Consider the following 26,597-nt stretch of genomic DNA (forward strand, 5'->3'; position numbering starts at 1 on the left):
AGAAGCATATTATGGCATGCACAACAATATTAGTAGGTAAAAAAGCGTCTTATGACGGTTCAACTATTATTGCACGTACGGAAGATTCACAAAGTGGCGATTTTACGCCAAAACAATTTATCGTGGTGAAACCAGAAGACCAACCACGTCATTACAAATCAGTCTTGTCTTCATTTGAAATGGATTTACCAGATAATCCAATGCGCTATACGTCAGTGCCAGATGCTTTGCGTAAAGACGGTATCTGGGGCGAAGCTGGTATCAACGAAGCCAATGTTGCCATGAGCGAAACTGAAACCATTACGACCAATGCGCGTGTTTTAGGAGCTGACCCTTTGGTTGAATCTGGTATTGGTGAGGAAGATATGTTGACATTGGTACTTCCTTACGTTCGTACAGCACGTGAAGGGGTAGAACGTCTCGGTGCTATCCTTGAACAATATGGAACTTACGAATCAAACGGTGTTGCCTTTTCTGATGTTAATGAAATTTGGTGGTTGGAAACCATTGGTGGTCACCATTGGATTGCTCGCCGTGTTCCAGATGAATGTTACGTCACAAATCCTAATCAGCTCGGTATTGATCACTTTGAGTTCAACAACCCAGATGAGTACATGTATTCAAAAGATTTGCGTGATTTCATCGCAAGCAATAACTTGGATTTGACTTACTCAAATGAACACTTTAACCCACGCTATGCTTTTGGTAGCCAACGTGATAAAGACCGTCATTACAATACACCACGTGCTTGGGCAATGCAACGTTTCTTAAACCCAGAAATCGAACAAGACCCACGTAGTTTCTTTATTCCATGGGCACAAAAACCTTACCGTAAAATTACGATCGAAGATGTCAAATACGTTTTGAGCAATCATTACCAAGACACAGAATTTGACCCGTACGGACCAGAAGGAAATGCGGTCACACAACGTGCCTTCCGCACAATTGGTATCAACCGCACTAGTCAAACAGCCATTCTTCAATTGCGCCCAGACCAACCGCACGATACCACAGGAATTCAATGGTTGGCATACGGTTCAATGCCATTTGGAACAATGGTGCCATTCTTTACTCAAATTTCAACGACACCAGCCTATTTTGCCAATACTGGCGAAAATGTCTCAACAGCCTCATTCTATTGGGCAAATCGTCTTATTGCAGCAATTGCTGACCCACATTTCCACCAACATGAAGGTGATATTGAAGATTATATCGAAAAAACAATGGCAGCAGGACATGCACGAATCAAACGTGTCGATGCTGCTTTAGCAAACGGAGAAAGTATTGATTTTGATGCCGAAAACCAAGCCATGAGTGACTTTGTCCAAGAAGAAACTCAAAAACTGTTAAACAAGGTCCTCTTTGATGCAAGCAATCTCATGACAAACCGCTTTTCAGTCAGTGATTAATAGCATTCTCCCCTCTTGAACTTTACTCAAGAGGGGATTTTTTATTTAAAATTTTTAAAAGTTATAGACTTAATAAAGATAGAGTGATAGAATGTGAATGATTAAAAAAACTGAAAATTATTACTTTTTCAATAAAAAAGTAGCATAAGTTTCAATGAGGGGGATTAATAATAAGAGATTTGGAAAAATTATTCAAAAAATATTGTGTATCACGAGGCTTAACATTGTAAGATATTGCTGAAGCAGGAATTTCAACGTCATAATTATTACGTTTTGAGCAAGGAAAGACAGATTTAACGATAATAAAACTTGCTTTAGTCTTGGGGCAAATAAATATGCCGATTGTTGAGTTTATGCACGTTGTGGGAGATTCTCAGCGTAATCATTTAGAGAGAGTGTTAGAAAAAATTCATTACTATCATTCAGCACAAGAAGTCTCTGGTTTAGAATATTTGTTAGCAGCAGAGCGAGCTAACAATACAGTAAATGAGCTGTTTCAACACCTGAACACTATTTTAATCAGAGCTTATCTTCGTGACTTGTCAAAAGAAGATGGTGACACTAGCATTTAGTGACCAATTCGCCCAAAATTTCAAAATCACCTTGAAAGATTAATAGGGAAAGGTCAGGAGCAAAGCATACCAGTAAATCGGTATCGATCTTTGATATTGGTGAATGCTTTTAGTGCGAGTTTGCTTTATTATTTGTTAGTCTTTTGCTTTTCTAGCAGCCGTATTCATGGGCCTATCTGAATCATTATCTTCAGGAACATTAGTTCCCTTTAATTTTGATGTTTTAGCTAATGAACAAGAGTATGCTAAATTCTTTAAAAATTCAAATACGATAACGTATGTTTTTACTGCTTTGGTAACGATTATTTCGCCATTTTTACTAAAACAAAGTGTCCTATATCCATTAGCTTTGTGATGATTAGCTTGATTTGTCTGTTGAAGCTACCAAATAAAATCATAAAATTAGGTTCAAAAGAAGCTCCAGCATTTTCGTCAGGAATTCGTTTAGCATCATATATTGCTGGAAAAAGTGTAAATAATCCTCAAAATCTCAACCCTCACATAATCATCTTATGAAACTATTGATTTTCGTAGGGGCTCTTTATTTTTGTATGAAAAAAATAGTTTTTGTGAGAAAAAAGCTTGCAAAAAACTTAAATTGTGTTATACTTAACCAGTAAACTATTAACTAGTTAAGAAAAGGAGTTGTCATGAAGAAGAAATTTCTTTTATTGATAAATTTAGTTGCACTTTTATTTGCTTGGCAAATCAGCCATATCAAGCAAGTTTCGGCAGATGACAAGATTGATGTTGTCACAACTTTCTATCCTGTTTATGAATTTACCAAAGCTGTTACGGGAGATACCGCAGATGTAACCATGTTGATCAAAGCAGGAACTGAACCACACGATTTTGAACCATCTACCAAAAATATTGCAACGATTTCAGACGCTGATGTTTTTGTCTATATGGACGATAGTATGGAAACATGGGTTGATAGCGTTGAAAAATCCATTGGTTCAGACAGTTTAACAGTTGTTAAATCAACAGGAGATATGCTATTAATGGCAGGAACAGCTGATGAAGACGACGAAGATAGCGATGACGGTCATACTCACGAATATGACCCACACGTTTGGCTCTCACCAAAACGCGCTATCACATTGGTTGAAAATATCCGTGACGCTTTTGTTGCAAAATATCCTGATAAAGCTGATACTTTCAATAGCAATGCAGCTGCTTACATTGGAAAACTAAATGATTTAGATGCCGAATACACAGAAGCATTGTCAAATGCTAAACAAACAAGCTTTGTCACACAGCACGCTGCTTTTGGTTATTTAGCACTTGATTACGGTTTGACACAAATTCCAATCACTGGTGTGTCAGCCGAATCAGAACCATCAGCAAAACGTTTAGCAAGTTTGACAAAATATGTCAAAAAATACGATATTAAGTACATTTACTTTGAAGAAAATGCGTCAAGTAAAGTTGCCTCAACGTTAGCAGATGAAGCAGGGGTCAAAACAGCGGTATTAAATCCGATTGAAAGCTTAACAAGCAAACAAATCAAAGCTGGCGAAGATTATTTCTCAGTTATGGAAGAAAACTTGAAAGCTTTGCAACTGACAACAGATGTCGCTGGTAAGACTATCAAAGCTGAAACAGACACAACCAAGACTGTTCAAAATGGTTACTTCAAAGATAAAGATGTTACCGACCGTTCATTGAGCGATTGGTCTGGTAAATGGCAATCAGTTTACCCATATCTTCTTGACGGCACATTGGATCAAGTTTGGGAATACAAAGCTAAAGCTTCAAAAGGTGAAAAAACAGCCGAAGAATATAAGGAATACTACACAACAGGTTACAAGACAGACGTTGAACAAATCAATATCAGCGGTAAAAAGAATACCATTACATTTATTAAAAACGGTGAGAAATACAAGTTTACTTATAAATATGTAGGTTACAAGATTTTGACTTATGAAAAAGGTAACCGTGGTGTCCGTTATTTGTTTGAAACGGATGATGAAAATGCTGGTGAATTCAAATACGTCCAATTTAGTGACCACAATATCACAACAACAGATGCCGAGCATTTCCACATTTTCTGGGGTGGCGAAAGCCAAGACGCACTTCTTGAAGAAATGGATAACTGGCCAACCTATTATCCAACTAGCTTAACAGGTCAAGAAATCGCCCAAGAAATTGTTGCTCACTAAAAAACTCATCAAAAAATAGTTAAAAAAGTCTGAAATAAAATGTCTCAGACTTTTTTTGTTTAAAGCTATGATACCTGTTACAACTGTGTTGTTCTTTGTTAGTGAAAAAATAAGGAAGTTTTAATAAGATGCTAAGCATTATGTAAGCAAAGGGAAGCCAATCAGGACTCGATTGCAAAGAAAAATGGTCATGAAAAGATTCGTATGTGAACTTATATAACCAATTCGACAGATGATAGCCAAGCCTTTTTGGAATTAAAGAAAAAAGACGCCTAAGGTGTTGGACATAAATTCCGTTTTGTTTCGGAAATAGGTGCGATTAAACAATTTATCAAGAGCGGAACATAGGAACCTGCCATAAGCAAAGACTACCTTTTGATTGACGGATTGAATGCGCTTAAAGAACGCTACGGCGACTTGAGTGTACATATGTTGATTTATTATGATTAAAGAAAAACATCATATTAAATGGGCAATCACAAACGAAAATTCGTGTGACAGTTGACAAAAATGTTACGTACCGTGATTACGATGTAGAAAAATCAATGGGAAATTACGGTAGTGAGCTAGTTGGTTATGGAAAAGTCACTATGGAGATTCCCCCTGGTCCCCAACCTGAACGGCTTAGAGCTCTTTTGATGAAACACAGCATTGAGTCAACATCATTTTCAAAATATGACACAGCCTATCGTAAATCGTAAGGAATAGTCTAATTAAAATGAATCACTTAGGAGATGATTACTGTTTTGAGTTTATTTAATAGTGTTTATACAGGTGTGAGTGCGACGGTAAATCCATTGATGGTTGCTTTATCTTTTTGGTCAGTCTTATATTAGGTGCTGTTTTAGCGCGGCTGTATCGTTATCGGACACTTTATACAAAAAATTTGTCATTACATTGACAATCCTTCCTAGCTTATTGTCAGTGATTATTGTCTTGGTGAATGGTAGTCTGGGAACAAGTGTTACCGTAACTGGGACAGGGACATTTAGTTTGGTACGTTTTCGTTCAGCTGTAGGTGGTGCGCGTGAACTGTTGGCACTATTTTTAGTAATGACTATTGGATCAAGTACAGGAATAGGCTACTTAACTTTAGCTATCTTGATCACAAGTGTTTTCTTGGTGATTTGGCTTGGTTTTGAGTGCGTTGCCAGCTTCTGAAAACTTTGTTATAATGAACTAAGATAGCACTTACATTAAGGAGGCACCGTGAAAGAAAAGCGTATTACAAAGTTCTTTTTAACCTGCGCAACTTTGGTTACTGGTATTACCTTGGGCGTTAACCTTTGTTTTCAACATTCTACAAAAGCGGTTGTCGCAGAATCTTCGGAAACATCAGATACAGCAACAGCTGATTTTATTGCAAGCATTGGTGAAACAGCACGACAAATTGGGCAAGATCGTAACCTCTACGCTTCTGTGATGATTGCACAAGCTGTCTTAGAATCAAGTAGTGGGCAGTCTGCGCTCAGCCAGTCTCCTTATTATAATTTCTTTGGTATCAAGGGGAGTTACAATGGCAATTCTGTGACCATGCTAACTTGGGAAGATGACGGAAATGGCAATACTTACGAAGTTGACCAAGCATTCAGGTCATATGATAGTTTAAGCGATTCGTTGAATGATTACGCTAATTTGCTTAGTTGGGATTTGTATTCTGGAACGTGGAAGTCTAACACAACATCTTACCAAGACGCCACGGCAGCCTTGACTGGTTTGTATGCCACAGACACATCTTACGCTGATAAATTAAATGCTTTAATTGAGCAATATGGTTTGACAGTCTATGATGAACCAGCAAGCACAGAGGAAGAAACAAGTAGCGAGGACAATTCAGACCATGTCTGGAATGAATATCGTGGCTCTTACACAACAGCAGCCATTCTAGCAGAAGACGAAGCATGGCTTCGCTTCATTAGTCAATAGAATAGGAAAGAGGGCTCTTTGTCAACTGTAGTGGGTGGCAAAGTTAAGCTCTAGCGAGAACAAATGATGTTCTCGCTTTTTTGCTGTTCAAAGCGATGTAAATGCATTTTCTGAGTTGAATCAGTTCCCGTTGTTCATCTGTCATATTATCAACAGACTTGAAGGAACCCGTTAGTTTGGCTTGTCTGACCTACTTATCGAAGGTTGAGGGCGTTAACTCATATTCTTTGATAAGCTCACTTCGTTTCATTTCAGCATTGCGGAGGTCAACAATTTGTTGCTTAAAGTCATCGGTGAAGTGGCGACGTATTTTTCTAGACATATCTGTTCTCCTGTTTTCTTTAGTGTAGAACACTTTATAAATTCTGTCTAGTTTAGTGTAACCGATTCACTTAGAACTTTTTTGTAGATTTCATAAACACTTCATAATTGCCTTTTATAATAGACTTATAGTTAGTTTAGTAGATGTAGAACTTAGGATCGGTTAAGACAAATCAATGTCTAGGTGAGTAGAAAACTAGGTGAAGTCATTAATGATGGAGGTATTAGATGAATCCAATCCAAAGAGCTTGGGCTTATGTCAGCAGAAAACGACTGAGAAGTTTTATTTTATTTCTGATTTTATTCGTCCTTTTGGCCGGAATTTCAGCCTGTTTGACTCTGATGAAGTCCAACGAAATAGTAGAAAACAATCTTTACAAAACGCTCAATACATCTTTTTCCATTAAGAAGATAGAGGATGGTCAGACTTTCAAGTTATCAGACTTAGAGTCTGTGAGAAAGATTAAGGGACTTGAAAATGTTTCACCAGAATTAGAAACAATCGCAAAACTAAAAGATAAGGAAGCAGTGAGTGGTGAGCAGAGCGTAGAACGTGATGACTTGTCAGCTGCAGACGAGAACTTGGTCAGCTTAACTGCGTTAGAGGATTCTTCCAGGGATGTAACCTTTACAAGTTCGGCCTTTAACCTAAAAGAAGGACGCCACCTTCAAAAAGGGGATTCAAAAAAAATCTTGATTCACGAAGAATTGGCCAAGAAAAATGGTCTCTCTCTCAATGACAAGATTCGCTTAGATGCAGGTCAGTCTGAATCAGGAAAGGGACAAACCGTTGAGTTTGAGATTGTAGGAATTTTTTCTGGTAAAAAGCAAGAGAAATTTACGGGCATGTCCTCTGATTTTAGTGAAAATAATGTCTTTACCGACTATGAAAGCAGTCAAAGTCTCTTGGGAAATAGCGAACCTCAAGTCAGCGCAGCTCGTTTCTACCTAGAAAATCCCAAGGAAATGGATGGCCTCTTGAAACAAGTGGCAAACTTGTCTCTGGAAAATCAAGGTTACCAAGTAGAGAAGGAAAACAAGGCATTTGAGCAAATTAAAGATTCAGTTGCGACCTTCCAAACCTTCCTGACCATCTTCCTCTATGGGATTATGATAGCAGGAGCAGGAGCTTTGATTTTGGTCTTGTCTCTCTGGTTGAGAGAGCGGGTTTATGAGGTCGGAATCCTATTGTCACTTGGAAAAGGGAAAAGTTCGATTTTCCTACAGTTCTGTTTAGAGGTGGTTTTGGTATCAGTTGGAGCTCTGCTTCCATCCTTTATTGCAGGAAATGCCATTACGTCCTACCTGCTTCGAACTCTACTCGCAAGTGGAGAACAGGCAGCTCTTCAAGACACCCTAGCCAAAGCAAGTGGCTTACCCAGTAGCATCCTATCATTTACAGAATCCTATGTATTTTTGCTACTAATTAGTTGCTTGTCTGTCACTCTCTGTTTTATCTTTTTATTTAGAAAAACACCGAAGGAAATTTTATCGTCTATTAGTTAAGAAGGAGAAATCATGACTTTATTAGAATTACAAGATATTACCTACCGTTATAAGAACACTGCTGAAGCAGTTTTATATCAGATCAAGTATAATTTTGAACCCGGAAAATTTTATAGCATCATTGGGGAGTCTGGAGCAGGGAAATCCACTCTATTGTCCCTTCTTGCTGGCTTAGATAGCCCTGTCGAAGGAACTATCCTTTTCCAAGGAGAGGATATTCGTAACAAGGGATATTCTTATCATCGTATGCATCATATTTCCCTAGTCTTTCAAAATTATAACTTGATAGATTATCTTTCTCCACTGGAAAATATCCGCTTGGTCAACAAAAAGATAAGCAAGGATATACTTCTTGAGCTTGGTTTGGATGAAAGCCAGATCAAGCGGAATGTTCTCCAGTTATCAGGTGGACAACAACAACGTGTAGCCATCGCTCGCAGTCTTGTTTCAGAAGCTCCAGTTATTCTAGCTGATGAGCCAACAGGAAATCTGGATCCTAAGACTGCTGGAGATATTATCGACCTTCTCAAATCACTTGCCCAAAAAACAGGTAAATGTGTTATCGTCGTAACCCACAGTAAAGAAGTGGCACAAGCGTCAGATATTACACTTGAATTGAAGGATAAAAAGCTTACTGAAGCTCGCAATACTAGCAAATAATATGAACTTGTTTTGATAGAACTATAAAATCGAATTAAATCTAGAAAGGGAAACTATGTTACACAACGCATTTGCCTATGTCACAAGGAAGTTTTTCAAATCTATTGTTATCTTCCTTATCATTCTCCTCATGGCGAGCTTGAGTTTAGTCGGTTTGTCGATCAAGGGAGCTACGGCCAAGGCTTCTCAGGAGACTTTTAAAAATATCACCAATAGTTTTTCCATGCAAATTAACCGTCGCGTTAATCAAGGAACGCCACGTGGTGCAGGAAATATTAAGGGTGAAGACATCAAAAAAATCACTGAAAACAAGGCTATTGAATCTTATGTGAAGCGAATCAATGCTATCGGGGATTTGACTGGATATGACCTCATCGAAACGCCAGAGACCAAGAAAAATCTAACTGCTGATCGTGCTAAACGTTTTGGAAGTAGTTTGATGCTGACAGGCGTCAACGATTCATCAAAAGAAGATAAGTTCGTCTCAGGTTCTTATAAATTGGTTGAAGGAGAGCACTTAACCAATGATGATAAGGACAAAATCCTTATGCATAAGGATTTAGCAGCAAAACATGGTTGGAAAGTAGGGGATAAGGTCAAACTTGACTCCAATATTTATGACGCTGATAATGAAAAAGGCGCTAAAGAAACGGTTGAAGTAACCATCAAAGGTCTCTTTGATGGTCACAATAAGTCCGCGGTTACCTACTCACAAGAGCTCTACGAAAATACAGCTATTACAGACATCCATACAGCTGCTAAACTATACGGTTACACAGAAGAAACTGCTATTTATGAGGATGCAACTTTCTTTGTAACAGCGGACAAGAACTTGGATGATGTCATGAAGGAGTTGAATGGTATCAGTGGTATCAACTGGAAGAACTATACTCTCGTTAAGAGCTCCTCTAACTATCCAGCTCTTGAGCAGTCTATCTCAGGTATGTACAAGATGGCCAACCTCCTCTTCTGGGGTAGCTTGAGCTTCTCTGTTCTCCTATTAGCCCTTCTTCTTAGTCTCTGGATTAATGCTAGACGTAAAGAAGTGGGAATTCTCCTCTCTATTGGTCTCAAGCAAGCAAGTATCTTGGGTCAATTTATTACCGAATCTATCTTGATTGCAATCCCAGCTCTTGTTTCTGCTTATTTCCTAGCCAACTATACAGCTCGTACTATTGGAAACACGGTTCTTGCCAATGTAACTTCTGGAGTTGCCAAACAAGCCAGCAAGGCAGCTCAAGCTTCTAACCTTGGTGGTGGTGCAGAAGTAGATGGATTTAGTAAAACTCTATCAAGCCTAGACATTTCTATTCAGACATCAGACTTTATCATCGTCTTTATTCTTGCCTTAGTTTTAGTTGTGTTAGTGATGACACTTGCTTCAACCAATCTCCTCAGAAAACAACCAAAAGAACTCTTGCTCGATATTGAATAAAAAAACTTGCTACCTATTCTCCCCTAAATGGGGTATAATATAGGTAGCATTTTTATGTATCTACTCTCCATAACTGCACTTGTCTTTAGAATGGAGATGATTGAAAAGAAATTTAAAGGAATGAGAAATATTTTTCTATGAAGATTTTAATTGTAGAAGATGAAGATATGATCCGTGAGGGGATTAGTGATTATTTGACAGACTGTAGCTATGAAACTATTCAGGCAGCAGATGGTCAGGAGGCCTTGGAGAAATTTTCTAGTTATGAAATTGCTCTGGTATTACTGGATATTCAAATGCCTAAGCTCAGTGGCTTAGAAGTCTTAGCTGAGATTCGTAAAACCAGTCAGGTTCCTGTTCTGATGTTGACAGCTTTTCAGGACGAAGAATACAAGATGGGTGCTTTTGCTTCCTTAGCGGATGGTTATCTGGAGAAACCCTTTTCTCTATCTCTTTTAAAAGTGAGAGTGGATGCAATTTTTAAGCGCTATTATGATAAGGGACGAGTCTTTATTTACAAGGATACGCGAGTGGACTTTGAGAGTTACAGTGCAAGTCTAGCAGGAGAAGAAGTGGCTATTAATGCCAAAGAATTAGAAATTCTAGATTATTTGGTCAAAAATGAAAGACGTGTCTTGACACGATCACAGATTATTGATGCAGTGTGGAAGGCAACAGATGAGGTTCCTTTTGAACGAGTGATTGATGTCTACATCAAGGGCTTGCGCAAAAAGTTGCACCTAGATTGTATCCATACCGTCAGAAATGTTGGCTATAAATTGGAGAGAAAATGAAGCGACTCAGTTTATTTAAAAAGATTTTTATCTACACTTTCTCCATTTTTAGTATTCTGGTCATTTGCCTCCACTTGGCCATATATTTTCTCTTTCCCATCACCTATCAGGGTAACAGGCGGGAAGTCATTGTCAAAAAGGCAACTAAGATTGCCCAGTCACTTGAAGGACAGGATAAGAGGACGATTGAGCGGGTGCTGGCTGTTTACTCCGAGACCAGTGACATCCTGATTTCAGTCAAGGGGGAGGTGACAGAGGACGGGATAGAGATCGCAGAGGGTATTCCCTTGGACCCTGACCGCCAGACGACCTCTGTGGTCATCGAGGAGCGAGAGGTAACGACTCAGGACGGTCAAAGCATGACTCTCCAGTTTCTAGCTTCTATGGATTTGCAAAAGGAGGCAGAGCAGATCAGTCTTCAGTTTCTTCCTTACACCTTGCTGGCTTCTTTTCTGATTTCACTGCTCATCGCCTACATCTATGCTCGCACCATTGTCGCACCGATTTTAGAAATCAAGCGGGTGACTCGCCGCATGATGGACTTAGATGCCGAGGTTCGTCTGCGTGTGGATTCCAAAGATGAGATTGGCGATTTAAAGGAACAAATCAATAGTCTCTACCAACATCTCTTGACGGTCATTGCAGATTTGCACGAGAAAAATGCGGCTATTCTCCAGCTTGAACACATGAAGGTGGAGTTTTTGCGTGGGGCCTCACATGAACTAAAAACACCCCTCACCAGCCTGAAAATCCTCATTGAAAATATGCAAGAGAATATAGGACGCTATAAAGACCGAGACCGCTACCTAGCTGTGGCTTCAGAAATAGTTGATGAACTCAGCCATAATGTCTTGCAAATATTAACCCTTTCTTCCGTTCAGGAGCTACGAGACGAAAAAGAAGAGGTTTCTTTGCTGGATATAACAAAAGAGCTAATACAGGACTACAGCCTACTTGCCAAAGAGCGGAAGCTTTTGGTGCAAAATCAACTGACGAACCAGCAGGCTTACCTCAACCCCTCTGTTCTCAAACTTATCCTGTCTAATCTTCTCAGCAATGCCATCAAGCATTCTACTCAAGGTGGTTACGTGAGGATCGCTGAGAAGGAGGGCTGGATTTCCATTGAAAACAGCTGTAATCCAGAGGAACAAGAAAAATTTACCCAATTCTTCTTGAATACTAGCAATAAAAGGGCACAGGGCTCTGGTCTAGGCCTCTTTGTAGTTAAAAGCTTATTGGAGCACGAAGGGATTCTTTACCGCTTTGAGAGACAGGAGAAATGCTTATTTTTTTTGATACAATTTCCGAGTAACGAGTAAAATGAATATTGCATTAAACTAGACAGAATTTATAGAGTGTTCTATACTAAGTAAGAAGAATCTGATGTCTAGAAAATCTCGTTGTTTCAAGGGTAACTTTAAACAACAAAATCGTTGATCTACATTATACAATACTACCCAAAGGTGGCAAGATTCGATTAGAGAATACAGTTTAACACCCCTAACTTTTGATAAATAGGTAGGATAGACCAAACCCAATGTCATTAAGTTTAGTAAGGGTTATAAGACAACAAGTTCATTGATAGACTAGAACTCGTTAGTTATACTGTTTGGGCTAGCCCAAACAGAAATGTTGCCATTTTATAATAAATAGTAAATACACAGCAGAATCTATTACTTTTTTAATAAATTCTATTTTGTACTCACATTTAAAATACCAAAATTTGGTCAATTTTTGGTCAATAAAATCTAATTTAGTCTGATTTTCTATAACAAATAAAAAATGATAAACCCCATGATATGACAAAATTTATAAGACTTTAGATGCTTTCTTTAACTAACCTCAAATTTCTATACCCAAAATTTTTTATTATCTTTATAGAGTTTCTAAAAAGTATCTAAAAAGAAGAAAACTTTCATATTTTTAAAGAAATTAAGTGATAGTAAGCCTACTAAATTAGCATCTCTGGCTTAAAAAAATATCGGTATCGCACTCAAAATCCAGTGTCCGCAAGGACGTGCCGGTTCGACCCCGGCCGCCGGTATAATATAGCAAAAAAGTCCTATTGGTTGGGGCTTTTTTGCTATATTTCTGTCATTTGTCGGGAATAATGGGATTTTTTATATCTTGAATTTACAATATAAGTGCACAATAAAAACTCATAAGATTTTTCTAGTAAAATAGGATTGAACAAACATCTTACGAAAGGAAATCTTATGAGCTACCATCATTTTACCATAGATGAACGAGAAAGTATTCTGATTTATCGTACTTAAAGGGATGACCTTTTCTCAAATAGCACGACTATTACATCGGCACCCCTCAAGTATTAGCCGTGAATTAAAACGTCATTCCAAACAAGGCAACTATAGTAGGGCACAAACAGCTTATCATCTCGCTAAATCGCATTGTGGGCGAAAAAGGAAATTAGAAATAGACACTGAACACAGTCAGATCGTCAAGCATCTTTTTCTTGAGTGTCAATGGTCGCCAGAAGAAATTGAGGGGCGATTACGTTTAGAACGAGAAAGACACGTCATTAGTTATCAAACCATTTATAGAGCTATCTATCGCGGTCACTTTGACGACACGCCTCTTTTACATGGTGCTCGTGGGGTTGTTCGCAAACTTCGTCACCATGGTAAAACACGCCATACAAAATCCCATGTGGAAAAGCGAGGAAAAATTCCTATTTCTCATACCATTCATGAGAGACCAATAGCAGCTAATGAACGCTCGAGAATAGGTGATTGGGAAGCCGATACTGTTGCTGGAAAGACTGGAAAAGCTTGCCTAGTAACACTCACTGATAGGCATTCCCGCTTCCTCAAAATTCAGAAAGTAGCTGTCAAGAAAAGTAAATTGGTTATAGAAGCCATGGTAAATATGTTAGCATCTCTACCAAAAGAAACAGTGACTCCTGATAGAGGTAAGGAATTCTCAGGATATCCTGAACTCACCGAGAAACTAAATGTCGAAGTCTATTTTCCTGATTCTCATGCTCCTTGACAACGAGGAACAAATGAGAATACAAATGGCTTATTGCGAGAGTATTTTCCAAAAGGAAGTGACTTAACAGAGGTAGAACACTTGATTATTCAGGAATGGGAAAATAAATTAAACAACAGACCACGAAAATGTCTAAACTGGAAAACACCTTATGAAGTTTTTTATGGGATAAATGTGCACTTAATTTGACAATTCGCTAAATAAAAAAAGCCAATTTCGATTGCTCGAAAATGGCTTTCCTGTAAAATGCGGTTTCTTATTTGAGACCGTATTTTCCAAACATTATATAAGATATTAGCAAATACCTTTTAAAATAAGGCTTTAACGGATTTTAATTTTAAAAATTTATATATATATTAAGTATTTATAAACGTGTACGGTACCAAAAAGGTACCAAAAATATTAAGTTTCGGAGCTTACAAAACAATGAAATTTCACTCAATTATGTTGGGCGTTTTTTATTGACTTTTTTTATACAAATGAGATAATTAAGTAAATACATAAAGGAGTTACATAAAATGGTAGTTGCAGAAAAAAATAGAGCGGTCACTTTTCAAGCTAATAAAGAATTAGTAAGTGAAGCTAAAGAGATTTTAAATAAAAAGAATTTAACATTGTCACATGCTTTAAGATTATTTTTACAAAATGTTGTCGTTACTAATGAAATTGATTTATTGAGCGAAGAAGAGCTGGAAAAAGAGATGTTATTTAAACAACTTCAAACAGAAATAAAGCAAAGTATTGATGATTATGAAGCTGGTGTAAACACTTATTCAGCTGAAGAGGTGAGAAAACGTCTTGGATTATAAAATAAGTTATTCTGCTGGTGCATTGGAAACATTGGTAGAAATAAAAGAATATATAATTAATAATTTCAAGTCAGAAACATCAGCGAAAAAAGTAGTTGATAATATTATGCAAAAAATAAGCGCTTTAGAGATTTTTCCTGAAGTAGGTTTTGATGTTGATGAAAGATTTGGAAAAACTTTGGATAAACGTCATAAAACTAGAGGTTTAACAATTGGGAAAGATTATATAGCTTTATATTTTGTTAATGATGAAAAAAAGGAAGTTGTCATTACCCATATTGTCTCAACTCGAAGCGATTATGTGAAATTATTCAAGTAGCAATCTAAAAGCCTTAGTAGTAACACTAAGGCTTTTAAGATGATTTTAGTTAGGAGCAAAATTAGTTCGGGTTCTTTAGAGGCTAAACCTCAAGGCAGTGCCAGACCTGTATCAGAAGATGATACCTTTGAGTAAGCTGTTACCAGTCACACAACCTTCTCCTAACTTAAAAAGCTAAGAACTCAATCGGGGATTTACCTAAGCAAAGCCAGGAGGCAGCACCTCTACCTAGTATTCATGAAGAGTACTCTTTGAATGAGTTGTTACCAACTCAAACTCAGTCTTAGCTCATTATCAATATATCATTTTAAATTCTTTTTAGTCAATTTTTTTATATAATTAATTTGCTCAATTGGAAGCATGGTCTTTTCAGATTTAATGAGTCTGTGATATATTCCAAAACGGGTGTCATCATTTGAAATATCTTCAATGAATTTCAAATAACCTCTGACATAGGTTTCTTCGTCCGTAGGTGCAATTCCAATTAGCATTTTTCCTTTATGTTCTTCAGATGTTTCATATCCAAATTGTGCATTATATCTTTCTAATTCTTTATCAGTAGCGTAAGCAAAATGGATATTATAATTTTTTAGTTCCTGTTTTATGCGATAAAGCTGTAATTCACTTTCGTAAAATTCCCTAAATTCTTTTGTTTCCCTAACAGCCTTATTGATATCATCCTGAACACCTGGTTCAATATCAACGTAATTATCGTAGTCTGTGTGAATAAAAGTCCACCATAATAAAAATAAGAGATTTTTTCCAGTGTATATTGGATCAATGCCACCTTTATCCTTTTTTGATAAGTCGTGATGAAAGTAATAAAAAGCTTTTTTATTTGTCATTTTATTTGCTCCTTGATTTTTTTAATTTATTCCATGATCTACTTGACAGCAAGTAACCTATGCTATTTTTATCTAATTTGTCGGTTGTCAGCTCTTCAGTCTGACAACTCGTCAAATTTAGTCTAAATCGCATAGCTTGCTATCAAGTAGCTTTCACGGCATAAAAGTGATACTAGCTATTTTTATCGACAAGATTTTTAACTTGTCTAATAACTGTTTTGGCTAATCCTATTGGACTTAAGCTGTTGACAAGTGAAAGTGTGTTTTGAAAAACGGGCTTTGGCATAAATTCTTTTGCTTTCTCTCTCCAAATAGTCATTTTTTTGTTTAATAAGGTTATTTGACTATCTAAATTTTCAATTTTGTTTTTTAACTGCCTATTTTCCTGTTTTAATATTAGATTCTCATCACTTGTATTACGATAAGACAATAAACTTCTTGATAATTGATTGTTCTCTGACTGAAGTTTAGTTAATTTATGTTTTAATCTAGAGTTGTCTAACATATTTTTCTTTGCAGTTTGATAAAGTTTTTCAAATGTCACTTTATCTATTTTCAATTTACCATCAAATGTTCGTTTGATTAGATTATTTTTTTGTAGATTATCAATGTTAAAGTTATCAAGTTCAGTTAAGTCTATTTTTAAATCTGAAAGCTCCTTGATTTCTTTTTCGTATTTTTCAATGGTTCCGACAGTTTCACATTCTTTGTTTTCAAGTTCTGAAAGAGTTTGTTTTTTATTATCGATATCATTTTGTAGCTTATTTAATTGACTTTTAGCATTGCCAATTTCGCTGTTTTTCTTATCAATGGCTTTGTCAGCCATTTTTAGTATTTTTTGTTTTTCTTTAAATTCTTCCGTTTTTAGATGCTTTTTCTTACTATCTGCCTCACCTCGTTGTAAATGATACCCCTGTTTATTAAGGTATTTAGGTAGTTCATCTTGAATTTCCCTTAATTTTTCTCGGTTTCCAAAAAGTGCTTTGGAGCTTAATTTACCATCTTTCATTGGTACAATTCCCAAATGCATGTGTGGTGTACTTTCATCAAGATGTACACTAGCATAGGCAATGTTAGCTTCTCCATATTTTTCAGCAAAGTAGTTTTTAGCACTCTCAAAGAATTCTTTAGTTTGTTCTTGGTTTAGCGACTCAAAAAATGTTTTATCTGATGTAATAACCCATTCGTTACATAGTACAGCATCTTTGCGAATTCCACGACTAGATATGCGATTTTCATTAATATGCTCCTTTATTTGTTTATGGTAAGTTTGATTTTTATTGCGATTGGTTAGTTCATAGTTAAGGTGAGAACGACTTGGATCTATATCTTTGTTAGAGTGATTTTTAAAAACACGTTCATTATGATTATAAATACCACTTAATTGACTAGATTTGTATTTTTCCATTCTAGCTACAATATAACTCATATTTCAAAGCTCCTTTCTCGGCTCAAAAGGTCGCCGAGGTGGTGGCGGAAATTGCCACCACGAATAAGCAACCACACAATTAGTTTCCTCTTAAGAGGTCGGCACTACTTCCATGTAAAGTGTAACGCACTACGCTTTACTTCGTAAAAGTGCGTTCTCCGAAGGGTCTTGCAGACGGCTGGTCGCTCCAAAAATAGTAGCGACATCGGAACAACTCTCGAGCCACAAGAGGAGTTCCGACTATACTCGCCGAAGCGAGTAGGGGCACTTAATAAGTGCCAAGGTCGGACGGCTTCGCATTGTCCGACAATTCCCTTTAAAAAAGAATGAAGCCAATCACTATTAGAAAGCTAAGCACTATCGTAGTGATAACAATAAGCAAGATATTCCTCTGTCGCTCTAAACTCCTAATGTAATCTAGTAAATCGTATCTTTCTTGAATAAGGTTATTACGATTTTCAAGTGATGACATTAACTTATCAGCTAACTTATCTATCCTAATTTGCATATCTTGCTTTTCCTGTTTGTTCGTTTCCTTGAGTTTATTTAATTCATGCTCCAATTTTATGACATCATTTTCAAAAGCATAATCTTCCAATATCTTAATGCCTATTAAATCAAGGTTTTCAACCTTTTGGTTGTCTCTGTACAAGTGACCTTTTAATCTTTCTTTGTATTTTGGGGAGCGCATTTTTTTATAAATAGCCTGACTAGTAACTCCTTTACTATCGGCATAGTCTTTTATCCTCATTTTTAACCTCTCAAAGTCTTGGTATTATTGGGTTTTCAACCAAAAGGTTAAAAGCTATTTTTGTCTATCCGACCACCATAATAAGCAAGCTGTTTTTCCAGTTTTGGTCTTTCATGTTTTAACAAATCTTTCATCAAACCTAGGTAGTCAATATCTGATGTTTGATAAGTCTCTAAGATTTTTTTGTATTTTGTTCTTGTGTTTCTGTGCAATAGTTTCCAAATATTTTTATCACGTGTAAGAGCTACAAGATAAATTTGAGTTTCAACAGGTAAACCTTCAAATTTGAATGGTTTAAAAATAATAGTATTGATAACCTCGAATATCTCCTCAACTGAACGGCTTCTTAATTGAAATTCCAAGCGCCACCAGTGCTTAAATTGACTTGCAAAATCTTTATCTCTATCAGTACCATTTTGGAATTGTTCCCTTTTCTTGTTATATAGCCTAACTTGTTTTTCAGAACGTGGAGCACCTAGATATTTTGTTTCTAACGTTCCAGTACTAGAACGGAATTCCTTTGTTGCAGTTGGTCTGCCCTTTTTTTCGAGAACGAACTCACTACAATCAACCTCAAATAGATCAAAAGCTAAATCAGCACGTGATATTGAAATGTCTTCAAGAAATGGTATAATAGTATCTATAATTTCACTATCAACTAAGCGGAGTTTATTGGGATTAAACTCTAAGCGAAATGGACGAGCCTTACGGTCTTGTCCTTTTTGTTTGTCATAATTCAGATGGAGCACAACGTGGGCTCCATCCCCAGTGGTGGCTCGAAACATATCGGTCATAGCAGTTTGAACAGTAATAGCTAAATGCGTTTCTATGAGTTGTTTCATAGCTAAATATTTTTTAGATTTGATATAGGCTGTCATTGTGATATTGTCTAGGCTGACTTTTATATCCAAAAAGAACTCCTTTCTTTGACGGTCGCCTATCGGCGCCGATTTTTTTGTCTGCGCAAAGGCTTACGTAAAATGACATTCTCGGGGGAGCAACCCCGAGCCGACTTCGTCGAACCATTTTCATTTTTCTCCAGCCAAACTTGCCAAAAAACGGGTGTAGTGGATGCACATCAGATGTGCACATAGCGGGCTGTTAGAGGGCGCCCTGTTATAAAATTTTCGGACCCTCCAAAAACTTGACCTCAAAATTCCGTTTTCATAATATTTTCATAGTTGTTTTCATAAAATTTTAGACTAGAAATTTTGTAAATCTGAGACAGTTTTTGTGAAAAAATCTTCTGGTTCAATCATTAAAACTTTTGCTGCTTTTTCGATTTGCTCTTGAGGAGGAATTTTTAAATTTCGTTTATAAGCGAAAAAATTATCTTTTGCTCTTTTTACTTCCCCTAAATCATCAGAAGTATCCGAAAACATCAATTGGTTAAATTCAAACCAACGTAGACCTGATTGCTCACGAAAGATTTTAAGGTTTCTCCAAAAACGACGTTCAGTGTCTAGTTGATTTAGCTGATGATAAAGTTGAATTCTTTCTGTTTTACGATATTCTGGTGGAAGAAATATCGTTACCTCACCAGGTGTTAGACCAGGGATAATATTTGTATCTGTAACAGCTAGAGGCAATTTAAGTGAATTATCAATATCATTTAAAATTTTCAATACAAACTGACTAAATATTAGTCTATTGTCAAGTTTGTACCTCATTAATCTAGGCTGTAGAAACTCAAACATATCTGAAGAATTAGTAAACCAATTCAGTAGTGTTTGATAATCAATGTCTTTGCTAGAATGTTCTTCGTAGTCAATTTTGAAGCTTTCTAAGCGCTTTTTAACAAGTAGGTTGTTTTCTTCATCATTGCCAAAATAGATCTTCATCATTTCACACCTCGTTAATGTAAGTTCTATAGGGAAGACTATACCCATAAAAAACATCCTCCCTTTCACGTTCAATTAGATTGAATTCTTCTAAACGGCGCATAATTTTTATCATTGTTTCTTTACTGCACGAAAACATTTTTGTGAGTTCTTTTATGGTGTAACTTAGATAAACACTACCATCAGTATCTATCCAACCTTTTTCAGCAGCTTCGATTTGTTTATCTTTTAAGACTGAGTACACAAAAATGTCATTAAATGACAATTCACTATAAAATTCATCTTGAAAGAGAATTTTAGGAATTAAAAAGTTTTCACTATCGTAGTCCATAATATTCTTACCTCTCAAATTGTTGTAGCCATTGAGCGACTCTATGTTTATCGTATAAAGTTACTCCGTCAATAACCATATGGGGCATACCTTCTTTTTGCCATTTTGCAATAGTAGTCGTTGAAACATCTAGCCAACGACATAGACCTGACATACGAACCATTGGTTTATAAAGTTCCTTATCCTCAAGTGCTTTTTCAATGGCGGTTTGTAGCATGTTATCATAGCGAGCCAGTAGCTCTTTTTCTTTTCGTTTAGGTAATTGTAAAATGAATTCTTCTGGCATCTTATTTTTCCTTTCATTGTTTTATAAGCTCCGAAAAAATAATTCTTTTTGAATTATTTACGATAATTATAAATTCTTTTTGCATATAAGTCAACAAAAAATATCCTTTTTGAATTATTTGTGCTAAAATATACGAAAAATAGATTTAGAAAGAGGGAATTATGAAGAATAATATTGAAAAGCTGATTAAAGAAAGTCAAAAAAAATTAACAACGATTAGTGAGGAAACTGGGATTGCTTATCCAACTTTGTCGGGATATAATCAAGGGATAAGAACACCGAAAAAGAAAAATGCCCAAATACTTGCAGACTACTTTGGGGTATCTGTTCCGTATTTGCTTGGTTTGGATGATAATCCAGTTTTAAAAAATCCTAGTGAGGATAGTTTTGTTAAATTGTTTGTTAAGTTTTTAAAGGACGGTTCTGTTGCAAGTAAAAAAATTGATGACTTAACCCCTTTTAAAGATGATGTTGCTGGTTTACTTGCTGATATTAGTGGAACAGGAATTTTAGAAAGTCATATTGATTTTTTGATAAAAGAAAAAGGCTATCACCCAGTTATTGTGAAAGCCTATAAGCAATTTTTAAAAGAGCAATCTGAAACAATATTTCCATATCTATTAAATAAAAGTGGTGATAAAAACTCACCTTATCATTACGTTTGGGAAGAGTGGGAAAAGTCCGAAGAGTATAAAGCCATGCAGAAATCTAGACAAAAGAAAGACTAATATGTAATTTCATTGTTTTATAAGCTCCGAAACCTTAGAAACGGAGAAATTACAATGTCTATTATTAAGTACAAGGCTAAAAAATCTAAAACAGGCTATCTTTACAAGGTTAGAATTTACCGAGTGATTGACGGAAAACGTCATGATTATTTTAAAAGCGGTTTTAAAACACGTAGAGAAGCAAAAGAACATGAAGCCATGATTTATCATAAAAAGTCAACTGGAGAGCTCTCAGAGCTTCTCAGAGCCCCTGAGAGACGTTTTGAGGGAGTTTTTGAAGAATGGTTTAGAACATATCAAGATACTGTAGAGAGGACGACAAGCGTTCGTACTGATGATATTTTTAGGCTCCATATTTTACCAACACTAGGAAATATTGCAATTTCAAAAATAACTCCTTGGCAATGCCAGGAGTTTATTACGGAGAAAGGAAAGACCTTTAGAAATATTAAGCAAATAAAATCTTATGCTAGTCAAGTTTTTTCCTTTGCGGTTAAAATGAAATTGATTGCTGAGAACCCTATGAGAGACGTTACTTTACCTAAAAGAGAGCAAAAACAGTCTGATAATTTTTTCAATGTTGATGAATTACACGAATTTTTAGCTATTGTAAAGGCGGAAGAACCTTATAAGAACTATGCTTTATTTAGATTATTAGCTTATAGCGGTTTAAGGAAAGGCGAGCTTTATTCTTTAAGGTGGTCTGATATGAATTTTGATAAACAGATATTATCTGTCACCAAAAATTTAGGGCGGATAAAAGGAAAAGCAGTTGAAAAAAGTACTAAAAATAGATTTTCAGTGCGTCAAATTCCTTTAGACGCTGAAACAACAGCAATTTTGAGAGAATGGAAACAGCAAAGTAAAAAAGAAAAAGGGCAACTTTCAGTTACTCCATTAATTGATAATGATTATATGTTTACGTTTGTTGATAGAGACGGAAAAATACAGCCTTTGTATCAAGATTATATCAACAGCATATTGAAGCGTATTATCAATAAACATAATTTAAAGAAAATCACACCTCATGGGTTTAGGCATACTCATGCAACCTTAATGATAGAAGTAGGAGTAGACCCAGTTAATGCTGCCAAGCGGTTAGGTCATGCTAGTAGTCAAATGACATTAGATACCTACAGCCATGCTACAGAGGCAGGGGGAGAACAGACGATAAAAAAATTTGCTGATTATCTCAAAAAGTCAAATAATTAATTTTCCAAGACGGTACCAAAAACGGTACTAAAAATAAAAAAAGCCAATTCCGACTTCTCGAAAATGGCTTAATATCAACGTTTTCAGATGATAAATGCGGTTTCTTATTTGAGACCGTATTTTTTGTTGAAGCGATCCACACGACCGTCTGCTTGTGTGAATTTTTGGCGTCCAGTGTAGAATGGGTGAGAATCTGATGAGATTTCCACACGTACAAGTGGATAAGTAGCGCCTTCAAATTCTACAGTTTCGTTAGAAGATTTTGTAGAACCGCTAAGGAATTTGTAACCAGTAGTTGTGTCCATGAACACAACTGGACGGTATTCTGGATGGATGTTTTGTTTCATTGTTAAAAGATTTCCTTTCTGCCATGGTGCTTTTTTGACGCACCATAGTTATTTTAACTTCTATAGTTTATCAAATAATGCGATATTTGACAAGACTTTTAGACAAATTAATTGAATTAAAATCAACTTGTCTAAAAGTCAAGCCTATCAAGAGATAGCTTAGTCTTTTGATGTTAGTAAGTCTTTGATTTCTTGGTAGATTTCGTCGTTTTCTTCAAGGCTATAAGAATTAGCTCCGCTGGCTAATGGGTGTCCGCCTCCGTCATGACGTTTAGCAATTTCATTGATAACCTGTGATTTACTACGGAGGCGCACACGATAATGTTTATCAGTTTGTTCGACAAAAATTGCCCATGATTGGATACAATCGATTTTTCCAGGAGTTCCAACGATGGCAGATGTTTCAGCATCTGTTACGTTGAATTTTTTCATGATATCCTGTGTCAATACCACACGAGCAGCGCCATTTTCATCAACTTCAAGATTGTCAAAAACGTATCCTTGAAGTTTAGCAATTTTAAATGAAAATGAGTCCATTTGGCGAGCTAGTGTTGAAAAATCAAAATCATATTCGCGTAGTTTGCTCGCAATTGAGAGGGTTTTGCTCGTTGTTGCAGGATAAAGGAAACGTCCAGTATCACCGACAATACCACAATAAAGCAGGCGAGCTGCCTCATTTGATAAAGCTAGACTAGTTGAAAGGGCAAAATCGGTGATGATTTCGCTAGCGCTAGAAGTAGTTGTATCAACATAAAGCAAATCACCGTAAGCATCGTCATTAGGGTGATGGTCGATTTTAATCAGAAAGTCACCTTTTGTATAGCGGTCATCGTCAACACGTGGCGTGTTTGCAGTATCGGTAACAATAACTAAAGCGCCTTGGTAATCATCATCAGAGACAGTATCCATTTTTGTTAACCAAGTAAGTGTTGGCTCGTCTTTCCCAGTCGCCAAGACTTTTTTTTCTGGAAAATTATGTCTGATAATATCACGAAGCCCGACTTGGCTACCGAGAGCATCAGGGTCGGGACGTTGATGACGGTGGATAATAATGGTATCGTAAGCTTTTATTTTTTCTAAAATTTCTTCAAAAGTGTTGTTCATGTTTATTCTCCAATATCATATCAATATGTGGAATACTGTTCTCTAGGTATTCATCAGAAATTGTCTCAAATTCAACAGAAGTGTAAGATGTTTGTAAGTAAGCACGAATTTCAGTATTTTCCATAAAAACAAAGAAAATGAATTAAAAATTTTATACCGCTTACCATGACATTTTTCTGATTTTCATTATACCACAGAAAAAAGAGAATTTATTTTAGGATGCTTAATTTGATAGATACTTTTGTCAATTTCTACAAAAAATGTTCAAATCTACCTCTAAATCAGCTTTTTGAGTAGGTGTTGCAAATAAGCAAAATCAAAAATTATCAGAAAAGAAAGCGCGCACAAAAACGTGTAAGTATTGAAATAAAAATAGGAATATGCTATAATCATGTCTTGTAAGGGTTATCATATGATAATTCGAAAAAAACAAATAAAAAGGAGAACCATAATATGGCTTCAAAAGATTTTCACATTGTTGCAGAAACAGGAATTCACGCACGTCCAGCTACTTTGCTTGTTCAAACAGCTAGCAAATTTGCTTCAGACATCACTCTTGATTACAAAGGTAAAGCTGTAAACCTTAAATCTATCATGGGTGTTATGAGCCTTGGTGTTGGTCAAGGTGCTGACGTTACTATCTCTGCTGAAGGTGCAGATGCAGATGACGCACTTGCAGCAATCGAAGAAACAATGACTAAAGAAGGATTGGCTTAATAAAATGACAGAAATGCTTAAAGGAATTGCCGCATCTGATGGTGTTGCTGTTGCTAAAGCGTATCTACTCGTTCAACCGGATTTGTCATTTGAAACTGTTACAGTTGAAGATACAAGTGCAGAAGAAGCTCGCCTAGATGCCGCATTAAAAGCATCACAAGACGAGCTTTCTGTTATTCGTGAGAAAGCAGTAGAAACACTAGGTGAAGAAGCAGCTGCCGTGTTTGATGCACATTTGATGGTTCTTGCTGACCCAGAAATGATCAGTCAAATTAAAGAAACTATCCGTGCAAAACAAACGAATGCAGAAGCAGGCCTTAAAGAAGTGACTGACATGTTCATCACTATCTTTGAGGGAATGGAAGATAACCCGTACATGCAAGAGCGTGCAGCGGATATCCGCGACGTTTCAAAACGTGTATTGGCACACCTTATCGGTGCTAAACTTCCAAATCCTGCAACAATTGATGAAGAATCAATTGTTATTGCACATGACTTGACGCCATCTGATACTGCTCAATTAAACAAACAATTTGTAAAAGCCTTTGTTACTAACATTGGTGGACGTACAAGTCATTCAGCTATCATGGCACGTACTCTTGAAATCGCTGCTGTTCTTGGAACAAACGATATCACAAGTCGCGTTAAAGATGGCGACATTGTAGCAGTAAATGGTATCACAGGGGATGTGATTATCAATCCAACAGAAGAAGAAATTGCTGAATTTAAAGCAGCTGGTGAAGCATATGCTAAACAAAAAGCTGAATGGGCTCTTCTTAAAGATGCCGAAACAGTAACAGCTGATGGTAAACACTTCGAATTGGCAGCCAACATCGGAACACCTAAAGACGTTGAAGGTGTTAATGCTAATGGTGCAGAAGCAGTTGGTCTTTATCGTACTGAATTCTTATATATGGATTCACAAGATTTCCCAACTGAAGATGAACAATATGAAGCATACAAGGCTGTTCTTGAGGGCATGAATGGTAAACCGGTTGTGGTTCGTACTATGGATATCGGTGGGGATAAAGAACTTCCATACTTTGACCTTCCAAAAGAAATGAACCCGTTCCTTGGATTCCGTGCACTTCGTATTTCTATCTCAGAAACAGGAAATGCAATGTTCCGTACACAAATTCGTGCACTTCTTCGTGCATCTGTTCACGGACAACTTCGTATTATGTTCCCAATGGTTGCACTTCTTAAAGAATTCCGTGCTGCTAAAGCAATCTTTGATGAAGAAAAAGCTAACCTTAAAGCTGAAGGTGTTGCAGTGGCAGATGATATCCAAGTAGGTATCATGATTGAAATCCCAGCAGCAGCTATGCTTGCTGACCAATTTGCAAAAGAAGTTGATTTCTTCTCAATTGGTACAAACGACCTTATTCAATACACTATGGCCGCTGACCGTATGAACGAACAAGTTTCATACCTTTACCAACCATATAACCCATCTATCCTTCGTTTGATTAATAATGTTATCAAAGCAGCACACGCTGAAGGTAAATGGGCTGGTATGTGTGGTGAAATGGCTGGTGACCAGAAAGCTGTTCCGCTTCTTGTCGGAATGGGACTTGATGAGTTCTCTATGTCAGCTACATCAATTCTTCGTACACGTAGCCTTATGAAGAAACTTGATACAGCTAAAATGCAAGAATATGCAAATCGCGCTCTTACAGAATGCTCAACGATGGAAGAAGTTCTTGAGCTTAGCAAAGAGTATGTTGATTTTGATTAATTGTGGTTAATATTATCAGAAAGGGTTTGGACTATTTTGTCCGAACTCTTTTTTGATTTTTCGGATAGATGTGTAGAGGTTTTTCTGCCGTTTTAGCTTAGCCAATAACTGAAAAATCAACTTTTGTCGGAATTGCTGATTTTTAAAGGTTTATGAATAGAATGTTTACTGGAGAATTTATTTTTTAAAACAAACTCCTTGACTTGGAGTGTACTCTAAGTTGTATAATACAGATGAAATTCGTATTTTACCACAAAAAGCTTTATTCAATAAATTTATTATTATGAAAATTTGATATTGCAAAGATTTTGTCTTAATTTTCTGAATTTTTTCGTGTTAAAAT

General features: G+C 36.5%; 28 protein-coding genes and 2 pseudogenes. 19 read left to right on the forward strand and 11 right to left on the reverse strand.

Going from position 1 to position 26,597, the window contains the following annotated elements:
* The first annotated feature begins 11 nt into the window (after window positions 1-11).
* From E8M05_RS03545 to E8M05_RS03575, 7 genes are all read left to right on the forward strand, one after another.
* Window positions 12-1,409 (forward strand): C69 family dipeptidase, encoded by a 1,398-nt coding sequence (locus E8M05_RS03545; RefSeq protein ID WP_013851645.1) that lies wholly within the window; start codon window positions 12-14, stop codon window positions 1,407-1,409.
* 335 nt (window positions 1,410-1,744) lie between these two features.
* On the forward strand, window positions 1,745-1,981 hold the full coding sequence (locus tag E8M05_RS11445) for a hypothetical protein (RefSeq protein WP_231729885.1): 237 nt from the start codon (window positions 1,745-1,747) through the stop codon (window positions 1,979-1,981).
* Between the two features lie 166 nt (window positions 1,982-2,147).
* Window positions 2,148-2,336: a hypothetical protein gene (locus E8M05_RS11450; protein WP_003063969.1), complete on the forward strand. Its 189-nt coding sequence runs from the start codon at window positions 2,148-2,150 to the stop codon at window positions 2,334-2,336.
* Between the two features lie 295 nt (window positions 2,337-2,631).
* The gene (locus tag E8M05_RS03560) at window positions 2,632-4,146 is read left to right on the forward strand and encodes a zinc ABC transporter substrate-binding protein AdcA (protein WP_003063972.1); all 1,515 of its coding nucleotides are present in this window, start codon (window positions 2,632-2,634) and stop codon (window positions 4,144-4,146) included.
* Between the two features lie 494 nt (window positions 4,147-4,640).
* Entirely contained in the window at window positions 4,641-4,847 is a 207-nt protein-coding gene (locus E8M05_RS11455; RefSeq protein WP_003063974.1) for a CYTH domain-containing protein, read from the forward strand.
* A gap of 217 nt (window positions 4,848-5,064) precedes the next feature.
* Window positions 5,065-5,307 (forward strand): hypothetical protein, encoded by a 243-nt coding sequence (locus tag E8M05_RS11460; protein WP_003063976.1) that lies wholly within the window; start codon window positions 5,065-5,067, stop codon window positions 5,305-5,307.
* Between the two features lie 93 nt (window positions 5,308-5,400).
* Window positions 5,401-6,072: a glucosaminidase domain-containing protein gene (locus tag E8M05_RS03575; protein ID WP_041973938.1), complete on the forward strand. Its 672-nt coding sequence runs from the start codon at window positions 5,401-5,403 to the stop codon at window positions 6,070-6,072.
* Window positions 6,073-6,178: 106 nt separating this feature from the next.
* On the opposite strand, the pseudogene E8M05_RS03580 reads toward E8M05_RS03575, so the two are convergent.
* Window positions 6,179-6,394: pseudogene (locus tag E8M05_RS03580) on the reverse strand (transposase); the annotation flags it as partial.
* A 227-nt stretch (window positions 6,395-6,621) separates the two neighbouring features.
* On the opposite strand from E8M05_RS03580, the gene E8M05_RS03585 reads away from it, so the two are divergent.
* The 8 genes and pseudogenes from E8M05_RS03585 (at window position 6,622) to E8M05_RS03620 (ending at window position 14,925) form a co-directional block, all read left to right on the forward strand.
* Window positions 6,622-7,899: an ABC transporter permease gene (locus E8M05_RS03585; RefSeq protein ID WP_003063981.1), complete on the forward strand. Its 1,278-nt coding sequence runs from the start codon at window positions 6,622-6,624 to the stop codon at window positions 7,897-7,899.
* 12 nt (window positions 7,900-7,911) lie between these two features.
* Entirely contained in the window at window positions 7,912-8,559 is a 648-nt protein-coding gene (gene vex2 / locus E8M05_RS03590; protein WP_136596406.1) for an ABC transporter ATP-binding subunit Vex2, read from the forward strand.
* A gap of 55 nt (window positions 8,560-8,614) precedes the next feature.
* Entirely contained in the window at window positions 8,615-9,994 is a 1,380-nt protein-coding gene (vex3, locus tag E8M05_RS03595; protein ID WP_003063984.1) for an ABC transporter permease subunit Vex3, read from the forward strand.
* A gap of 137 nt (window positions 9,995-10,131) precedes the next feature.
* On the forward strand, window positions 10,132-10,788 hold the full coding sequence (vncR, locus tag E8M05_RS03600) for a response regulator transcription factor VncR (RefSeq protein ID WP_003063985.1): 657 nt from the start codon (window positions 10,132-10,134) through the stop codon (window positions 10,786-10,788).
* Window positions 10,785-12,107: a sensor histidine kinase VncS gene (gene vncS, locus E8M05_RS03605; protein ID WP_003063986.1), complete on the forward strand. Its 1,323-nt coding sequence runs from the start codon at window positions 10,785-10,787 to the stop codon at window positions 12,105-12,107. Before vncR ends, vncS begins: the two co-directional genes overlap by 4 nt.
* 897 nt (window positions 12,108-13,004) lie before the next feature.
* A pseudogene (locus E8M05_RS03610) lies at window positions 13,005-13,986 on the forward strand (IS30 family transposase).
* Between the two features lie 329 nt (window positions 13,987-14,315).
* Complete coding sequence (gene relB / locus E8M05_RS03615) at window positions 14,316-14,606, forward strand: type II toxin-antitoxin system RelB/ParD family antitoxin (protein ID WP_000259348.1); 291 nt, start codon at window positions 14,316-14,318, stop codon at window positions 14,604-14,606.
* Window positions 14,596-14,925, forward strand: coding sequence for a type II toxin-antitoxin system RelE/ParE family toxin (locus E8M05_RS03620; protein ID WP_000384814.1), 330 nt, complete (start codon window positions 14,596-14,598; stop codon window positions 14,923-14,925). Before relB ends, E8M05_RS03620 begins: the two co-directional genes overlap by 11 nt.
* Window positions 14,926-15,227: 302 nt before the next feature.
* Here E8M05_RS03620 and E8M05_RS03625 read toward each other — a convergent pair whose 3' ends face one another.
* The 7 genes from E8M05_RS03625 to E8M05_RS03660 form a co-directional block, all read right to left on the reverse strand.
* A complete protein-coding gene (locus E8M05_RS03625; protein ID WP_000182451.1) occupies window positions 15,228-15,770 on the reverse strand; it encodes a hypothetical protein in 543 nt (180 codons plus the stop codon).
* A gap of 172 nt (window positions 15,771-15,942) precedes the next feature.
* Window positions 15,943-17,199, reverse strand: a complete 1,257-nt coding sequence (gene mobV, locus E8M05_RS03630) for a MobV family relaxase (protein ID WP_003063990.1) — start codon at window positions 17,197-17,199, stop codon at window positions 15,943-15,945.
* A 316-nt stretch (window positions 17,200-17,515) separates the two neighbouring features.
* A complete protein-coding gene (locus tag E8M05_RS03635) occupies window positions 17,516-17,950 on the reverse strand; it encodes a hypothetical protein (RefSeq protein ID WP_003063992.1) in 435 nt (144 codons plus the stop codon).
* Between the two features lie 47 nt (window positions 17,951-17,997).
* Window positions 17,998-18,861, reverse strand: a complete 864-nt coding sequence (locus tag E8M05_RS03640) for a hypothetical protein (RefSeq protein WP_003063994.1) — start codon at window positions 18,859-18,861, stop codon at window positions 17,998-18,000.
* Window positions 18,862-19,152: 291 nt separating this feature from the next.
* Window positions 19,153-19,794 carry a hypothetical protein gene (locus tag E8M05_RS03650; RefSeq protein ID WP_003063998.1) on the reverse strand — a complete coding sequence of 214 codons (642 nt, stop codon included), beginning with the start codon at window positions 19,792-19,794 and terminating at the stop codon, window positions 19,153-19,155.
* Between the two features lies 1 nt (window position 19,795).
* Window positions 19,796-20,122, reverse strand: coding sequence for a replication initiator protein A (locus E8M05_RS03655; RefSeq protein ID WP_003064000.1), 327 nt, complete (start codon window positions 20,120-20,122; stop codon window positions 19,796-19,798).
* Window positions 20,123-20,129: 7 nt separating this feature from the next.
* The gene (locus E8M05_RS03660) at window positions 20,130-20,408 is read right to left on the reverse strand and encodes a hypothetical protein (protein WP_003064001.1); all 279 of its coding nucleotides are present in this window, start codon (window positions 20,406-20,408) and stop codon (window positions 20,130-20,132) included.
* Window positions 20,409-20,569: 161 nt separating this feature from the next.
* Here E8M05_RS03660 and E8M05_RS03665 point away from each other — a divergent pair, with 161 nt between their 5' ends.
* Entirely contained in the window at window positions 20,570-21,136 is a 567-nt protein-coding gene (locus E8M05_RS03665; protein WP_003064002.1) for a helix-turn-helix domain-containing protein, read from the forward strand.
* A 54-nt stretch (window positions 21,137-21,190) separates the two neighbouring features.
* Window positions 21,191-22,348 (forward strand): site-specific integrase, encoded by a 1,158-nt coding sequence (locus E8M05_RS03670; protein WP_000022505.1) that lies wholly within the window; start codon window positions 21,191-21,193, stop codon window positions 22,346-22,348.
* A gap of 104 nt (window positions 22,349-22,452) precedes the next feature.
* On the opposite strand, the gene E8M05_RS03675 is transcribed toward E8M05_RS03670, so the two are convergent.
* The 3 genes from E8M05_RS03675 to E8M05_RS03685 form a co-directional block, all read right to left on the reverse strand.
* Window positions 22,453-22,695 (reverse strand): type B 50S ribosomal protein L31, encoded by a 243-nt coding sequence (locus E8M05_RS03675; protein WP_003064003.1) that lies wholly within the window; start codon window positions 22,693-22,695, stop codon window positions 22,453-22,455.
* A gap of 159 nt (window positions 22,696-22,854) precedes the next feature.
* On the reverse strand, window positions 22,855-23,799 hold the full coding sequence (locus E8M05_RS03680) for a DHH family phosphoesterase (protein ID WP_003064004.1): 945 nt from the start codon (window positions 23,797-23,799) through the stop codon (window positions 22,855-22,857).
* Window positions 23,783-23,923 (reverse strand): GNAT family N-acetyltransferase, encoded by a 141-nt coding sequence (locus E8M05_RS03685; protein WP_003064005.1) that lies wholly within the window; start codon window positions 23,921-23,923, stop codon window positions 23,783-23,785. The genes E8M05_RS03680 and E8M05_RS03685 overlap by 17 nt, the downstream gene beginning before the upstream one ends.
* Before the next feature lie 329 nt (window positions 23,924-24,252).
* Here E8M05_RS03685 and E8M05_RS03690 point away from each other — a divergent pair, with 329 nt between their 5' ends.
* A complete protein-coding gene (locus tag E8M05_RS03690) occupies window positions 24,253-24,516 on the forward strand; it encodes a phosphocarrier protein HPr (RefSeq protein WP_003064009.1) in 264 nt (87 codons plus the stop codon).
* A 4-nt stretch (window positions 24,517-24,520) separates the two neighbouring features.
* Window positions 24,521-26,254, forward strand: a complete 1,734-nt coding sequence (gene ptsP, locus E8M05_RS03695) for a phosphoenolpyruvate--protein phosphotransferase (RefSeq protein WP_003064012.1) — start codon at window positions 24,521-24,523, stop codon at window positions 26,252-26,254.
* Window positions 26,255-26,597 lie beyond the last annotated feature (343 nt).

Origin of the sequence: Streptococcus pasteurianus (assembly GCF_004843545.1) — a bacterium.
Classification (GTDB): Bacteria; Bacillota; Bacilli; order Lactobacillales; family Streptococcaceae; genus Streptococcus; species Streptococcus pasteurianus.

Coding starts and splice junctions, on each gene's coding strand:
- E8M05_RS03545 (WP_013851645.1), top strand. CDS start 12: ATGGCATGCACAACAATATTAGTAGGTAAAAAAGCGTCTTATGACGGT.
- E8M05_RS11445 (WP_231729885.1), top strand. CDS start 1,745: ATGCCGATTGTTGAGTTTATGCACGTTGTGGGAGATTCTCAGCGTAAT.
- E8M05_RS11450 (WP_003063969.1), top strand. CDS start 2,148: ATGGGCCTATCTGAATCATTATCTTCAGGAACATTAGTTCCCTTTAAT.
- E8M05_RS03560 (WP_003063972.1), top strand. CDS start 2,632: ATGAAGAAGAAATTTCTTTTATTGATAAATTTAGTTGCACTTTTATTT.
- E8M05_RS03585 (WP_003063981.1), top strand. CDS start 6,622: ATGAATCCAATCCAAAGAGCTTGGGCTTATGTCAGCAGAAAACGACTG.
- vex2 (WP_136596406.1), top strand. CDS start 7,912: ATGACTTTATTAGAATTACAAGATATTACCTACCGTTATAAGAACACT.
- vex3 (WP_003063984.1), top strand. CDS start 8,615: ATGTTACACAACGCATTTGCCTATGTCACAAGGAAGTTTTTCAAATCT.
- vncR (WP_003063985.1), top strand. CDS start 10,132: ATGAAGATTTTAATTGTAGAAGATGAAGATATGATCCGTGAGGGGATT.
- vncS (WP_003063986.1), top strand. CDS start 10,785: ATGAAGCGACTCAGTTTATTTAAAAAGATTTTTATCTACACTTTCTCC.
- relB (WP_000259348.1), top strand. CDS start 14,316: ATGGTAGTTGCAGAAAAAAATAGAGCGGTCACTTTTCAAGCTAATAAA.
- E8M05_RS03625 (WP_000182451.1), bottom strand. CDS start 15,770: ATGACAAATAAAAAAGCTTTTTATTACTTTCATCACGACTTATCAAAA.
- mobV (WP_003063990.1), bottom strand. CDS start 17,199: ATGAGTTATATTGTAGCTAGAATGGAAAAATACAAATCTAGTCAATTA.
- E8M05_RS03635 (WP_003063992.1), bottom strand. CDS start 17,950: ATGAGGATAAAAGACTATGCCGATAGTAAAGGAGTTACTAGTCAGGCT.
- E8M05_RS03650 (WP_003063998.1), bottom strand. CDS start 19,794: ATGATGAAGATCTATTTTGGCAATGATGAAGAAAACAACCTACTTGTT.
- E8M05_RS03655 (WP_003064000.1), bottom strand. CDS start 20,122: ATGGACTACGATAGTGAAAACTTTTTAATTCCTAAAATTCTCTTTCAA.
- E8M05_RS03660 (WP_003064001.1), bottom strand. CDS start 20,408: ATGCCAGAAGAATTCATTTTACAATTACCTAAACGAAAAGAAAAAGAG.
- E8M05_RS03665 (WP_003064002.1), top strand. CDS start 20,570: ATGAAGAATAATATTGAAAAGCTGATTAAAGAAAGTCAAAAAAAATTA.
- E8M05_RS03670 (WP_000022505.1), top strand. CDS start 21,191: ATGTCTATTATTAAGTACAAGGCTAAAAAATCTAAAACAGGCTATCTT.
- E8M05_RS03675 (WP_003064003.1), bottom strand. CDS start 22,695: ATGAAACAAAACATCCATCCAGAATACCGTCCAGTTGTGTTCATGGAC.
- E8M05_RS03680 (WP_003064004.1), bottom strand. CDS start 23,799: ATGAACAACACTTTTGAAGAAATTTTAGAAAAAATAAAAGCTTACGAT.
- E8M05_RS03685 (WP_003064005.1), bottom strand. CDS start 23,923: ATGGAAAATACTGAAATTCGTGCTTACTTACAAACATCTTACACTTCT.
- E8M05_RS03690 (WP_003064009.1), top strand. CDS start 24,253: ATGGCTTCAAAAGATTTTCACATTGTTGCAGAAACAGGAATTCACGCA.
- ptsP (WP_003064012.1), top strand. CDS start 24,521: ATGACAGAAATGCTTAAAGGAATTGCCGCATCTGATGGTGTTGCTGTT.